Below are 14770 nucleotides of genomic sequence, written 5' to 3'. Positions count from 1 at the left end.
AACGTTTAAACTATTGAACTTGGAGGCATAGAAGCTTAGATGAACATTCATGATGTAGCCAAAAAGTCGGGGCTCTCTGTAGTGACCGTATCCAGAGTTATTAACAATTCACCTTCTGTACGTGAAGGCAATAGGCGGAAAGTGCTGAGTGCTATGGAGGAATTAAATTATCAGCCCAATTCAGCGGCGCGGAGTCTCGTGCGTGGCAAGACGGGAGTCATCGGTATGTCGATTACCAACTTTAACGACTCTTTCTATGACCGCGTGATTCGCGTGGTGAACCGGAAGCTGGCAGAACAAGGTTACTTCTTGGCCCTGTCGATAGCCGAGAATGAGGATGAAGGCGTTAACTTCCTGTTTCAGAAGGACCGCGTTGACGGGATTATCCTGTTATCTCCGCTTGAGGAAAAAGAATATGTGGAGGAGCTGAAAAGAAAAAATATTCCGTTTGTCTTGCTGGATAACCAGCTCCAGCATGAGGATGTTCCCAGTGTCGTCGTCGATAACTATCAAGGGGGGTATGAAGCTACCAAGCACTTGATTGGTCTTGGACACACCCAGATCGCCTATATCGGTGGCCCTTCGGTGTTCCTGAGTGTAGCAGAGCGCAAGCGGGGTTATGTACAGGCGCTGGATGAAGCGGGACTATCGCCTTTCGGCACAGAATATTGCGGATTTACGGTAAGTAGCGGTTATGAGGTGGCCAAGAGATGGATCCGTGAAGATAAGCTGCCGACAGCCATTTTTTCAGGAGACGATTTTATTGCTTTAGGTGTTGTTCAAGCCCTGCGTGAGGAGGGGATTCTGGTACCTCAGGATATCTCAGTGGTTGGCTTTGATGATCAGCAGTTCGTAGGTGAATTTTATCCCCGATTGACGACAGTCAGACAGCCTGAGGCGCAAATGGGCAGCATTGGTGTTGATTTGCTGATGAAATTAATCAATGGGGAGGTGATGCCAGCTGTTGTAACGAAGCTCGCTCCTCAGCTTCTCGTGCGTGAATCCACCGCATCTGTAAGGTTAACCTAAATATTAGGAGTGAAACGAACTGTGAAGTACTTTTTGGGAGTCGATGCAGGGGGCAGCAAAACTTATGCAATGATTGCAAATGAACAGGGAACGGTCATTGGTGTAGGCAAGGGAGGGAACGGGAATCATCAAAACAATCGTGAACAGGCAGAGAACAGTTTGCACCAGGCTGTATCGGGAGCGATTATAGCGTCGGGGCTGACAAAGGATCAGATGGAGTATTCCTGGTTCGGTCTGGCTGGAGCGGACAGAGAATCCGATTTTCGAATTTTACGACCAATCATCAGCAGACTTGGCCTTCCCCGAACTGAGATTTCCTGCGATACCTGGATTGCCTTGCGATCAGGTACAGAGAGTAATTATGGGATCGTGCTGATCTGCGGCTCGGGAGTGAACTGCGCCGGTAAAAATCCGCGAGGCGTTACATACCAATGTGGTGGATTTGGCTATCGGTTCGGTGATTACGGCGGCGGCTATGATCTAAGTATTGAGGTATTTCGTAGCGTTCTTCGGGCGGATGATGGAAGAGAGAAAGAGACTGTCTTAAGCGAACGCTTAATTCATTTGCTGGGCTATTCCAGTGTTTCGGAGTTAAGGGAGGATTACCTGGATCATTCCAGAGACTTGCCTCCCCAGATTGCTGAGCTGCTGTTTCAAGCGGCAGATGAAGGAGACCAGGTTGCCACCCTACTGCTAACCAAGCAAGGGGATGAGCTGGGTTTGGCAGCGGTGTCGACAATCCGCCATTTGGCTATGGAGGAGGATTCCTTTGACATCGTACTTGCAGGCAGCCTATTGACCAAGGGGGATCGCTCAGGCATCATCCGGCGGGCCATTGAACAGAGAGTGAAGCATTCGGCTCCAAATGGCACTTTAAGGATTCTAACCCGGGAACCGGTTGTAGGCGCGGTCGTTTTGGCAATGGAAAGCAGCGGTGTGCGTGTGAATCAGGAGGTTCTTGATCGTCTATCACTGGGTAAGGAGGGGCTATTATTATGAAGGAGACTTTGAAGCTCGTTGTCATCGGAGCGGGTTCATCGTATACGCCTGAGCTTATTGAAGGCATCATCATGCATCATAAAGAGCTTCCCGTCCGCGAAGTATGGCTGGTGGATATTGAGGCGGGAAGGGAGAAGCTGCATACGATTGCGGAATTAAGCAAGCGTATGATTGCTGAGTCCGGACTGCCGATTACCGTGACCCAGACGCTTGAGCGCAGGGAGGCCATCGCCGGAGCAGACTTTATCTGCACTCAAATCCGGGTAGGTATGCTGGAAGCGCGAAAATGGGACGAATTAATTCCGCTTCAATACGATGTCATCGGTCAGGAGACGACGGGTCCCGGAGGGATGATGAAAGGCCTACGGACCATTCCAGTAACTCTGGATATTTGCAAGGACATCGAGGAGCTAGCTCCGGATGCCTGGTTGCTGAATTTTACGAATCCGGCCGGTATGGTAACTGAAGCTGTTCACAAATATTCATCGGTAAAAAGCGTAGGCCTATGCAACTCGCCGATCGGTTTTCAAAAGTGGCTCTCTGAGTTCTTCGGACTTCCTATGGAGAAGATCTATGCGGAGTTTGTCGGCATCAACCATCTGCACTGGGTATCCGATATCGTAATTGACGGTAAAAGCAAGCTACAGGAGCTCATTGATTACCCCCAGAACTACAAGGCGAGTAATGTGCCGTTTGATTCCTGGGACCACCGGTTTCTGAATGCTTTGAAAGCCATCCCTTCTTATTACCTGAGCTATTACTACATGACGGACGCGATGCTTGCGGAACAGAAGGAAGCAGCAGCAACGACCGGATCGCGCGCTGAGGTAGTGAAGAAGGTGGAGGAAGAGCTGTTTGAGCTGTACCGGAACGTAGAGCTAAAGGAGAAGCCAAAGCAGCTGGAGCAGCGTGGTGGAGCCTATTACTCGGAGGCGGCAGTGCTGCTGATGCGCTCCATTTATAATGATTCCCGCGATATCCAGACATTGAATGTAAGGAATAACGGAATGATTGACTTCTTACCGGACGATGCCTCCATTGAGGTGAACTGTTTGGTAACTAAACAAGGTCCGCTGCCGATTCCGCTGCGCAAAATTCCGCAGTCCGTCAAAGGCCTGCTGGCTGCGGTCAAGCAATACGAGAGCCTCACCATCGAGGCGGCTGTACATGGAGACCGGGATATAGCCCTGCAGGCTATGGTTCATCATCCGCTCGTGCCTTCGGTCACCGTAGCTGAACAGCTGCTGGATGAAATGCTGGAGAAGAACAAAGCGTTTTTGCCGTTGTTTCACTAGAATCGTCCAGAGGAGGAAAAACGGATGAACACGGCCGAGAAACCAAGTAGATGGAAGAAATTCACCAGTCAATTGGATTTACAGTCCATGGTTTGGCCGGGAATTATCTTTGTATTCATTTTTAGCTACATTCCGATGTATGGCGTGGTTATGGCGTTCCAGCAATACGATATTTTTGGCGGCATTATGAAGAGCCCCTGGGTTGGATTTATGCATTTCAGAATGTTCTTCGAGGCACCGGAGTTCTGGAATGTGATGCGAAATACCATTGTGATTAGTTTGCTTAAATTGATTATCTCTTTTCCAGCACCGATTCTTCTTGCACTAATGCTGAATGAGATCGGTAATATGGGCTTTAAACGCGTTATCCAGACCGTCAGCTATTTACCGTATTTCCTGTCCTGGGTTATTGTATCCGGTTTTGTATTTTCGCTGTTATCTGTTGACAACGGAACGGTAAACTATGTGCTGGAGCGATTCAATCTGGTAGGGGAGCCAGTTAACTTCCTGGCATTACCCAAATACTTCTGGTCTATTCTAGTAAGTGTAAATGTGTGGAAGGAGGTCGGATTTGGGAGCATTGTCTATCTGGCCGCGATTGCAGGCATTGATCCGACTTTATATGAAGCCGCTTCCATAGACGGAGCAAGCCGATTTAAGCAAATTCACTTGATTACACTCCCCAGCATTACCCCCATTATCATCATCTTTATGATTCTTGCCATCGGCAGTCTGCTTAGTGCGGGCTTCGAGGACATTTTGCTGCTGGCAACCAATCCAATCCTGCGACCCTACTCCGATGTTATCGACACCTATGTGTACCGTGTGGGGATATTAAATGCCAGATTTTCTTATGCGACAGCGGTAGGACTTTTCAAAGCGGTGATCAGTGTCATTCTGCTGGTGATGGCCAACAAAATCGCGCGCCGGGCAGATGTTAGTCTCTGGTAGGTACTACTACTCATAGCGAATGCTTCCGATGCAAGTTTTATTGGGATGTATCGACTGTAAGTAATGCTCCATAAACCTTTTAGGAGAGGTGAACAATGAGACTAAGCCTAGGCGACAAAATCATGCAGCGGACTATTTATATCCTTTTGACGCTGCTGGCGCTACTTATGCTGTACCCATTTTGGAACGCGCTGGTCATTTCCTTTAATCTAGGGAGCGATACGGCGCTCGGCGGTGTAACCTTGTTGCCGAGAGCATTTACCCTGGAAAATTATTATATTGTGTTTCAGGATCATCGCCTGCTGAATTCTTTTCTGATCACCATTCTTAGAACGCTCGGCGGCACGGCATTGTCCGTCTTCTTCACGGCCCTGTTAGCTTACGGAATGTCCAAGAAAACATTGCTTTTTCGAAAACAATATATGGTGTTCTTCATGATTACGATGTTCTTCAGTGGAGGGCTCATCCCTAGTTATTTACTAGTTCGCTCTTTGGGTATGCTGGACACCTTTTGGGTTCTGATTATCCCCGGCATCATCAGCGTCTGGAACATGATTGTCATCCGCACCTTCTTCAACGCTTTGCCGGAGGGGTTGGAGGAATCGGCCAAAATCGACGGTTGCAGTAACTACGGTATTTTCTTCCGAATCGTTATTCCCGTCTCCGGCCCGGTGCTGGCCACGATTGCTTTATTTACTGCGGTCGGTTACTGGAACGACTGGTTTACGGGAGCGATCTATATTACGAAAGACGAACTGCTTCCTATACAGACCCTGCTGCGGCAGGTTATGAACTCCAACATTATGACCCAAATTGGTTCATCGAATGCCATCGCGCTGGATCATATGAACCGAAATCGGACGATTACTACGAAGTCACTGACCATGGCTACGATGATGATCGCTACTATTCCGATTATCCTGACGTACCCTTTTCTCCAAAAGTACTTTGTTAAGGGCGTAATGATCGGTTCATTGAAAGAATAGCAGTCTCCATATTATGTGGAAAGAAGGGAAAAGAATGGGCAATCGTATGAAATGGGTATCGCTTCTGCTGACTTCGCTGGTGCTTCTTCTCGCTGCCTGTAGCGGAGGGGGGAATTCTAACACTTCACCAAACACAAGCGAGAAAAATCTGAATACCGAGGTCGCCACTGATGACGGCAGCGGGATTAAGCCCGTCACCTTCAGCTTCTATGGAAATTACGACTGGCTTACGACATCACCCTGGGGGGATAATGAGGCGACAAAATGGATTCAGGAGAACCGTAAGGTTAATGTTGAACCGATTCAATCGGGAGGTGCGGCCGGAGAAAAACTCAACACGATGATCGTCGGTGGTGATTTACCGGATGTCATTTTTACTGACCGGGGATCCTCAGTGGAACGGCTGGTGCAGGCAGGGCAACTTGTTGCGCTGGATGATTACTATGACAAGTATCCGAACTTCAAGAAATATGTGAAGGAATCCACCCTGAATTTGCTCCGTTCAGATGACGGAAAAATCTATCAAATCCCCAACTGGTATACATCCGGGCAATTCGGCAACGGCGGATGGATGGTGAATAAAGATATTTATAATGAGCTCGGCAGACCGGCGCTGGAGACCTTTGATGATTTGTATCAATATTTACGCTTGGTGCAAGAGAAGTATCCGGATGTTGTACCTCTGGAGGTTGGCGAGAAGGGGGCAGGTCTGGAAATTATGTATGGCGGTTTTAAGGAGAACTCCACCAGTAAGTTCATTTCACTCATGGGACATCCGGAAGGCGACAAGCTGTCATCTATCTTGGACGATCCCGCTTACGAGGAGATGGTGCTGTATATCAATAAGCTCTATCGTGAACGGCTGATTACGCAGGATGCACTGCAGCAAACCCAGGATGCGGTCAAAGAAAAGGTCAATACCAGCCGGGTAGCGGTCATGGTCGAATCCAATATCACTACGTATGGAGCCGAGGGACACCGTGCACTGACTGCGAACAATCCGGACAGCGGTTATGAAATTATTTGGCCGATTCATAAAGCCGGACTAGACAAAACACAAGTGTTTGTAAGCGGTTTCGAGACGCTGGGTTGGAACGTCAGTGTCATTACGAAAAAGGCCAAGGATCCGGAGGCCATCTTCGCTTACTTTGACTGGATTACGGGTCCGGAGGGACAGAAGGTGCTTTTCTTCGGTCCTAAAGGCTTGTACTGGGATGAGGAGGACGCAGACGGAGCACCAATTCCGAATGAGAAATACAAGACGACTCCTGCTAACGAGCGTACCGAAACGATGAGAAAATTCGAGGACTTTAACTGGGCGGGAAATACGACCTTTATTGATACGGCGAAAATGAGCTTAGAGGCGTTGCTTTCCGCGAACCAGAAATCATGGGAGACAGTGGCGCAGTCCACGGTGACCTGGAAAACCGCGCTGGACATTACGGAATTTGTGAATACCGATCCGCTTCCGGATACGGAGATTGGCATCATCGCACAGAATGTCGGGGATATTTATACCCTTGCTTACGCACAAATGGTTCAGGCGAAGTCGGATGAAGAGGTATTGTCGGCACTGGAGACAGCCAAAAAGAACACCCAAAAAGCGGGGCTGGATAAGCTGCTTGAGTTCAGAACCGAAAAATGGCAGGAGAATGTCAAGAAAATCAACGCGACGAAATAAGACTTTTATAAATCCTATACTTGTGGAGGCGATATTATGGCATTTGCTCTGAGATCGAGATGCATAGCAATGTTAAGCTTCGTATTGGTTTCTTCAATAGTAGGTGGTTCCGTGCCGGCTAAGGCCGATGAGGAGAGTAATCCCCCTTTTGAAACGGAAGTTATTGTACGGACCGTAAACCAGTTTAAGAACACGGCGGATGTCCATAATTTCATCCAGCTGTCCACAAGCTACGGTGTCGATGTCATCAGCATGAACGTGAAGCAGGATGAAGATGATGAGGTTCCGTCTGGAAGTGTATTTTATCAGAGTGATATCGCTCCGATCGCGCAAGGCTACGAGAATTTCGATGCCCTGCAGGCTGTCATTACAGCAGCCCATGCTGCAGGAATCAAGGTTCATGCCTGGATTCCCCAGTTCCATGATCAGCAAGCCTTCCTTGCTCACGATGAATGGCAGATGCAAGCGCTGGTTAACGGGGTTCAGACTCCGTTCACAGGTTCTAACGGCAACGAATACTTCGTCAATCCGATTCACCACGAAGTGCAGCAGTATGAGCGTTCCATCATTCAGGAAGTGATCGAGAATTATGCTGTTGACGGTGTTGTGCTAGACTGGATCCGCTTTGACAATTACAACATGGACGTCAGTGATTACACGGCCCTGAAGTATCAGGCGCAGTTCGGGTATTCCCCGCTCAGCATTGACTTCGATACGGATTCGCCTCAGCGTGAGCAGTGGAATGAATGGAGAACTGAACAAATTGGACAGTATATGGGCGATATCCGTGAGGATATTTCCGAATCCTCAAATCCGGATGTGCAGCTAGGTGTGTATATTTTGCCGCCGGAATTTACAGAGGTTGGACAGAATGTAGCCAAATTCAAAGATGATATCGACTTTGTCGCACCGATGGCGTACTTTGATGACTGGGAGTTCAATAGTGATTGGGTATACAGCACTTCCTACGGCATCCTGAAGGATACGAGCGACCGGATCAGTGGCAGTGACGTGGAGATTGTAGCCACACTGGATAATGACTGGACTGATGATCAATATCAGGAGATTTACAAGGGAATCCGCGAGAATTATCCGGACGTGAAGCGCCTGTCGTTCTTTGCCTACGGGGCCTGGCCAGAAGATGAATTGGCCAATATCAAGGAACGTGAAACCTGGCCGACGCCAGGCTGGACGCCTCCGGTAGAACAAGACTATCCGGCTCAATTACCAGCAGGATGGAAGGCTCGAAATATCGGTTCCATGCCGGGGAACGTTACCTACAATTCATCCAATAAGCAATTTACACTCAGCAGTAGCTCTACGGATATTTGGGGAAATGGAGATCAACTGAATTATATATATCAATCCGTGAGCGACAATGCGGAGATTATTGTTAAAGTGCAGTCCACTAGCCGATTGGACGGCTGGGCCAAGGCCGGCATTATGATTCGGGAGTCGCTGGGTCATAATTCGAAGCACGCAGATATGATGCTTACCCCCGAGAATGGGGCAACCTTCCAGTATCGTGCAGAGACCGCGGGAAATATGGTCGACCATACTGCGGCTGCCTCGGCTCCAAGATGGCTAAAGCTGACCAGAAGCGGAAATACCTTCAAAGGGGCTATTTCGACGAACGGGAATAACTGGCAGACGGTTGGAACTGTTCAGATCCCGATGAATCGCAAGGTGTATATTGGCATAGCGCTCAGCAATCCGGGGGATGATTCGAGGAATAAGGCCGTGTTTGGAAATGTGAAGGTTACGGATTAAGCCCAATGCAATAGGTTGGGGAGCTGAAAATATAGTTGGCCATGTCTTCGGAAGTGACGCGTTTAAGCCTTCTCCACCTCTAGAGGTGGGGAAGGCTTTTTGTTGTTGATGTGTATTTACGGACTTTGCCAAATCCCTTTCTTGCATGGTTATAAGCTGTTCTGCGGTTTTCTGTCTCGTAAAGGAAAGCTTGGCCAGTCAACATGAAAAGGGATTAACGGGTTATTCTCCGGTTGGGTGCGGAACTCCTGTATTGAATTGAATTAGAGGTGTAAATTCCTCATAGTGTTCTGAAAATGTCATTTATCGTGTAATACAAAGCATTAAGTTCTTCCATATAAACTGTTTTTATTTTAGTTTTATCAGGATTGTCACTTACCATTTCCATAAAAACATCCAGATCATTAATGATACCGTTAAGGCTTGCGCGCTTTAACAATTCTGAATCGGAAATATCATCTTTAAACGATAGTCTTAAGATTTCCATAGTGTCGTTTACAATATCCTTGAAATTTTCTTCTTCCCCATAGAAAGTTGCAATCTTTTTTAAAAAGTCTGCATATTTATCTGGTATTTTTGAATTTTCTGAAAAAATAATCATATATATCTTCTCCCTATATTCATTGAATTTTTAAACAGTTTAAGTCTTGGCCAGCTGTGAAATCACCTAATTGTAGTCAGGGATATTATACTTAGATTTGGAACAATTGGCGGTTAAAAATGATACAGTAGTTAAGTTATAGTTGACCACTTCGAAAGCGGGTGCTGGTAATGCTAAAGACAGTATCAGTTATTTTTAATGAGCGGCCAAAAAGTTGGGGATTAAGAGGGGATCCATATCTTTGGGATGAGCTAGAGAATTACTTTCAAGAAGTGACTTATCCATGTACAGGTGAGGCGTTTGCACAGAGATTCAAATACGCGTTTGAGGAATTAACAGGAGGTAACTTAGATGATTTAGAGAAACAAATCTATTGTGAGAAATACAGTCATGGTGGTATGTCCAGTGGGTATGTTTCTCTGGAGTTTTGGGTTGAAGTAGCGATTCCAATGCTAATTGAACGATTGGAGGAATTAGCAAATTAAATTGGTGAACAATAAAACGTTAAAGACCGTTCACAAGCGGTTGTCGAGCTAATCAAGCTTGGGGAGCTGAAAATATAGCTGGCCATGTCTTCGGAAGTGACGCATATAAGCCTTCTTCACCCTTAGAGGTGTGGGAAGGTTTTTTGTTGTTTATGCATATTTGCTAAAAGAACATTCAATTGATAATCATTCTCAATACATATATAATGAATCCAAAGTAAGGGGAAGTAGGGATGAGCATGAAGCGTAGCGATGGTCTGAATGAAGCGGAAACGATTGATGCCCACAAGACGCTTAGATGCGAAGGGTTTAATATTACTTACCAGTTGGACGGAAGCCACTTTGAGATAAAACCACCGGTCGAGCTAGGGAAGGGCAGCTGCCGGAGCCTGCTTACTCAGCGTTATCTTCAAATGACGGATTTTGATCTCCAATTTAATCGGGATATTGAAGCGAAGGGCGAGTTTAGAACACCTCGTACGGAGCTGATATTTTGCATGGGACATGGAATTGAATGGGGGACCTCGCTGAAGCAGGACTATTTTGCCATAGATACAGGAGAAAGTGTGCTGCTTCACGGCGGAGTAAGAAGTGAAAATTGTATATACCTTAGCGGAGCGGGCTACAGATTCCTCAGCATAGATATGAGTCCGGCACAATTTGAGCGAATGACCAGCGGACTGACCGAGGATACACGGCTCCAAGCCGGAGGAGGAGCTGGGTTATTTTTTGGCAAAAACGCTATCACACCATCTATCCGACTCATTCTGTCTCAAATTGTAGATTGTTCCTATAGTCAGGGTATGCGGGAACTCTATCTGGAGGGGAAAATGCTGGAGCTAATGGCTGTCTATCTCAATGAATCTTTATTTGAAGCTGATCGGATTTCCCACACAGTCAAGCTATCTAGAGATGATATGAAGAGCCTGCGACTAGCCAAGGAAATTCTGCAACGTGATTATTTACATCCACCGACGCTAGCAGGGCTCTCTCGCATTATTTGCCTTAATGAGTTCAAATTGAAGAAGGGCTTTAAGGAAATGTTCGGTTATACTGTCCATGCCTATGTGATCGAACAACGGATGCAAAGGGCACAGCAGCTGCTAGAACATGGAAATATGACGGTAAGTGAAGCAGCATCCAGAGTCGGATACGTGAATGTCAGCCATTTCTCAGCAGCCTTTCGTAAAAAATTCGGTGTGCGTCCTGGAGAGTATCTGATCAGTGGTAGACAGCGTTCTTTAGGAACAAGGATGTAAGCTCGCATCGAAAACAGATGCTCCTGATTTGGTTGATTATAATCCCGGAAACGGTAGCAACTATGAAGAGCGTTCCTATACACTAGTGCACAGAGAATCATTCTCAGTGCACTTTTTTTGTGCGTAATTATAAAGAGTGGGGGAACAGCTGTGAGTAAAACCAAAACTGGCATGTCGAGACTGCTGGAGATTGCCGGAGAGAAGCGGGGCCTGCTGATCCTGTCTGGCGTATTGTCATCTGTCAGCGCCGTGCTAATGCTGGTACCATTTTTGTCAGTTTATTTCATCTTGGCCGAGCTACTGCGGCATGCAGCATCTCCTGGACAGGTTGACGGTGATGCAATGATCCGCTGGGGATGGATTGCACTCGGCGGCTTGGTTGGAGGGTTGGTGACCTCATATTGCGGTATTATGTGTTCGCATATTGCGGCTTTTCGTATTCAGTATAATCTGCGTGTGCGAATGACCGAACATCTAGGCAGATTGCCGCTCGGCTTCCTGAATGGAACTTCGACCGGCGCAGTGAAGAAGACGCTGGAACAGAATGTTGACAAGGTGGAAAATTTCGTAGCGCATCAGCTCCCTGATCTGGTCAGCGCGCTGGCGTCTACGGTGCTGATGATTGTGGCGATGTTCTGGCTGAGTCCGCCGTTAGCTGTTGCCTGTCTTCTACCGATCCTCATAGGAATGGTTGTGCAGTCAGCACTTATGATGAGCGGTAAGGGAAAAACCAGTGTGAAGCAGTATCATGATTCTTTGGAGCAGATCAATGCTTCGGCGGTGCAGTATGTGCGGGGGATGCCAGCGGTGAAGGTGTTCGGGCAGACGGTGCATTCCTTCCGAAAGTTCTACAGTGATATGACCAGATACCGTGATTATTGTCTGGAGTTTACGGACCGTTATCAGTCAGGTTATGTTCTGTTCAAAACATTGCTGGCCTCCTCGTTTACCTTTATTTTACCGGTGGGTGTTTTTATGCTAAGCGGCAAGCCGGACTCCATGTCCTTTGCGCTTGTGCTGCTGTTCTTTCTAATTATGGCGCCAGGCGTATCATCTCCGCTTTATAAACTGCTTATGCTGGCTTCGAGTACTCGGGATATCGGCGAAGGCGTAGAGCGGATGGATCGTCTTTTGGCACAGCAGCCTGTACCAGAAATAGCAAAGCCGCTATCACCGCAAGCTTTCGACGTTGAATTTATGGACGTAACCTTCTCCTACAGTGAAGAAGAGGGGGCTGCGGCTGCGCTTAGCGAGGTCTCTTTCCGGGCAGTACAAGGGAAGGTTACAGCGCTGGTTGGACCGTCAGGATCAGGTAAATCGACGGTGGCCAGCTTGGTGCCGCGGTTCTGGGACCCGCAAGAGGGTGCGATCCGTATCGGTGGAGTGGATATCCGTCATATGGCGATTCATGAACTGATGAATACAGTTGCTTTTGTATTTCAGGAGACCTTCCTGTTCTATGACACTTTGTATGAGAATATTGCCGTCGGCAAACCGGGAGCCACGCTGGATGAAGTCCAGGCTGCAGCAAGAGCTGCGCAATGCGACGAGTTCATCTCTCGGCTTCCGCAGGGATACGATACGTTAATTGGTGAAGGTGGCGTCTATCTCTCCGGTGGTGAAGAGCAGCGTATTGCGGTAGCCCGGGCAATCCTCAAAAATGCACCGGTACTTGTACTCGACGAAGCGACTGCTTTTGCCGACCCGGAAAATGAGCATCACATGCAGCTGGCACTAACGGAGCTTATGCGCGGGAAGACGGTTATTGTTATTGCTCACAGACTCTCCTCTATTCGTGAAGCCGCACAAATTCTGGTACTGCGAGATGGGCAAATCGTGGAGCGCGGAGATCACGATAGTTTGATTGATCTCGATGGACTTTACACTCAAATGTGGCATGCATACAGTGACGCTGGGGATTGGCATTTGGAAAAAGGAGGGGAACAGCTATGAAGGTATTGCACAATATTACTGCTGGCAAACCGCAGCAGCTGCTGAAGCCTGTGTTTTTTTCCTTACTGGCTAACATAGTCAGTGTGCTTCCGTTTGCGCTTGTGATTGAGGCGGTACGGTTGATTTTTGCTCCTTATATTACGGTGGGTGCAGAGCTTCAGATAGAACGGCTTTGGTGGATTTGCGCGGGACTAGCTGCTGTTATGGTACTGATGTTCCTGAGCGAGATCCCCGCTTACCGCACTGCATACCGCGGGGCTTACAATGTTGCGGCACAGGGACGGGCGGAATTAGCAGAACATCTGCGTAAGCTTCCGCTAGGCTACCTGACGCGCCGGGATCCTGGTGATCTGGCCAATATGATGATGGGCGATTTCACACTGGTTGAGACAGGGATTTCACATCTGCTGCCACAGCTTGCAGGGGCTTTTGTACTGCCGATATTTGCACTTGCGGGTTTACTGTTCCTCGACTGGCGGATGGCGCTTTCCATGTTCGTGGCGCTGCCGATTGCCCTCCTGATTATGTATCTGTCAGGCAGACTGCGGCGGAGATTAGGGACGAATCATATGAAAGCGAAATTGAACGCCGCGAATCGGCTACAGGAGTATTTGAATGGTATTCGGGTGATGAAGGCCTATAGCCTAACGGGAGAACGATTTGTCCGTCTGGATAGCTCTTTTAGAACTTTGATGAAGGAAAGTGTGAAGCTTGAAGGGATATTCGGACCGGTCATTCTAACGGCTATGGCTCTTCTTCGTGCGGGTCTGACCTTAATGGTATACGTAGGTGTGCATCTATTGTTAGGCGGGGAGCTCGGTATTTTGCAGCTGGCGGTATTCCTTATTGTCGGCACACGCATCTATGATCCACTGACGACGGCGCTCGCCAACTATGCCGAATTCCGGTACAACGAACAAGCGGGTGAACGCATCGTAGACCTGCTTCGCCAGCCGGTAATGACGGGGACTACAGCTCCACTTCCCGAGAGCAGTACGATCCGCTTTGACAATGTTACTTTCAGCTATGGAGGTGAGCCTGTTCTGAAACAATTAAGCATAGAAATGCCGCAAGGCTCATTAACTGCAATCGTGGGTCCCTCCGGCAGCGGAAAGAGTACAGTGCTGCGTTTGATCTCGCGTTTCTATGATCCTGACGAGGGAAGTGTTCTGCTAGGCGGACGCAATATTAAAGATATTGATCCAGAACATTTGCTAGGGTCTGTGTCGGTTGTGTTTCAGGATGTGTACCTGTTCCAAGATACCATTGGAAACAACATTGCCTTTGGGCGGCCGGGCGCGTCGCAGCAGGATATTCAACAAGCAGCAGAAATGGCCCGTTGCCATGATTTCATTATGAAATTACCGCTAGGTTATGACACGCCGGTAGGCGAGGGTGGCAGTACGCTTTCCGGAGGGGAGAAGCAGCGGATCTCCATTGCTCGTGCGATTCTTAAGAACGCTCCTATTGTATTGCTGGATGAGGCTACTGCATCGCTTGACCCGCAGAATGAAGCCGAAATCCAGAAGGGAATTGATGCGCTGATTACGGGCAGAACCGTTATTGTTATCGCGCATCGGCTGAAAACCATACGAGGTGCAGACAACATTATTGTGCTGGAAGATGGCCGACTTGTGGAGCAGGGACGACATGAAGCTTTACTACTACGAGGTGGATTGTACGACCGTCTCTGGAAGCTGCAGCAGCAATCCGTCGGATTCCGCATCACATCATAGGAAACGTCATTCACGCTTTTAGGAG

General features: G+C 48.0%; 12 protein-coding genes. 11 read left to right on the top strand and 1 reads right to left on the bottom strand.

The features are described from left to right. The first annotated feature begins 39 nt into the window (after positions 1–39). The 7 genes from ACQKMP_RS21345 (at position 40) to ACQKMP_RS21315 (ending at position 8711) form a co-directional block, all read left to right on the top strand. A complete protein-coding gene (locus tag ACQKMP_RS21345) occupies positions 40–1029 on the top strand; it encodes a LacI family DNA-binding transcriptional regulator (RefSeq protein ID WP_042191450.1) in 990 nt (329 codons plus the stop codon). 21 nt (positions 1030–1050) lie between these two features. Then, positions 1051–2028 (top strand): N-acetylglucosamine kinase, encoded by a 978-nt coding sequence (locus tag ACQKMP_RS21340; RefSeq protein ID WP_427470887.1) that lies wholly within the window; start codon positions 1051–1053, stop codon positions 2026–2028. Continuing rightward, positions 2025–3323 (top strand): 6-phospho-beta-glucosidase, encoded by a 1299-nt coding sequence (locus tag ACQKMP_RS21335; protein WP_427470885.1) that lies wholly within the window; start codon positions 2025–2027, stop codon positions 3321–3323. Before ACQKMP_RS21340 ends, ACQKMP_RS21335 begins: the two co-directional genes overlap by 4 nt. A 24-nt stretch (positions 3324–3347) precedes the next feature. After that, positions 3348–4274 (top strand): ABC transporter permease, encoded by a 927-nt coding sequence (locus ACQKMP_RS21330; protein WP_042191444.1) that lies wholly within the window; start codon positions 3348–3350, stop codon positions 4272–4274. Positions 4275–4369: 95 nt separating this feature from the next. After that, a complete protein-coding gene (locus ACQKMP_RS21325) occupies positions 4370–5260 on the top strand; it encodes a carbohydrate ABC transporter permease (protein WP_042191442.1) in 891 nt (296 codons plus the stop codon). A gap of 34 nt (positions 5261–5294) precedes the next feature. Further along, the gene (locus tag ACQKMP_RS21320) at positions 5295–6941 is read left to right on the top strand and encodes an extracellular solute-binding protein (protein WP_042191440.1); all 1647 of its coding nucleotides are present in this window, start codon (positions 5295–5297) and stop codon (positions 6939–6941) included. Positions 6942–6977: 36 nt separating this feature from the next. Beyond that, a complete protein-coding gene (locus ACQKMP_RS21315) occupies positions 6978–8711 on the top strand; it encodes a family 10 glycosylhydrolase (RefSeq protein WP_427470883.1) in 1734 nt (577 codons plus the stop codon). Between the two features lie 280 nt (positions 8712–8991). On the opposite strand, the gene ACQKMP_RS21310 is transcribed toward ACQKMP_RS21315, so the two are convergent. Then, positions 8992–9312 (bottom strand): hypothetical protein, encoded by a 321-nt coding sequence (locus ACQKMP_RS21310; RefSeq protein WP_042130807.1) that lies wholly within the window; start codon positions 9310–9312, stop codon positions 8992–8994. A gap of 170 nt (positions 9313–9482) precedes the next feature. On the opposite strand from ACQKMP_RS21310, the gene ACQKMP_RS21305 reads away from it, so the two are divergent. The 4 genes from ACQKMP_RS21305 (at position 9483) to ACQKMP_RS21290 (ending at position 14745) form a co-directional block, all read left to right on the top strand. Then, positions 9483–9797, top strand: coding sequence for a hypothetical protein (locus ACQKMP_RS21305; protein ID WP_427470881.1), 315 nt, complete (start codon positions 9483–9485; stop codon positions 9795–9797). Between the two features lie 233 nt (positions 9798–10030). Then, positions 10031–11056 carry a helix-turn-helix transcriptional regulator gene (locus ACQKMP_RS21300; RefSeq protein ID WP_427470879.1) on the top strand — a complete coding sequence of 342 codons (1026 nt, stop codon included), beginning with the start codon at positions 10031–10033 and terminating at the stop codon, positions 11054–11056. A gap of 171 nt (positions 11057–11227) precedes the next feature. Then, positions 11228–13009, top strand: a complete 1782-nt coding sequence (locus tag ACQKMP_RS21295; RefSeq protein ID WP_427471198.1) for an ABC transporter ATP-binding protein — start codon at positions 11228–11230, stop codon at positions 13007–13009. Continuing rightward, positions 13006–14745, top strand: coding sequence for an ABC transporter ATP-binding protein (locus ACQKMP_RS21290; protein WP_427470877.1), 1740 nt, complete (start codon positions 13006–13008; stop codon positions 14743–14745). Before ACQKMP_RS21295 ends, ACQKMP_RS21290 begins: the two co-directional genes overlap by 4 nt. The last annotated feature ends 25 nt before the right edge of the window (positions 14746–14770 follow it).

This window comes from Paenibacillus sp. NPDC101420 (assembly GCF_050277435.1).
Lineage (GTDB): Bacteria > Bacillota > Bacilli > Paenibacillales > Paenibacillaceae > Paenibacillus_AQ.
This window is presented reverse-complemented; position numbering and strand designations above follow the sequence as displayed.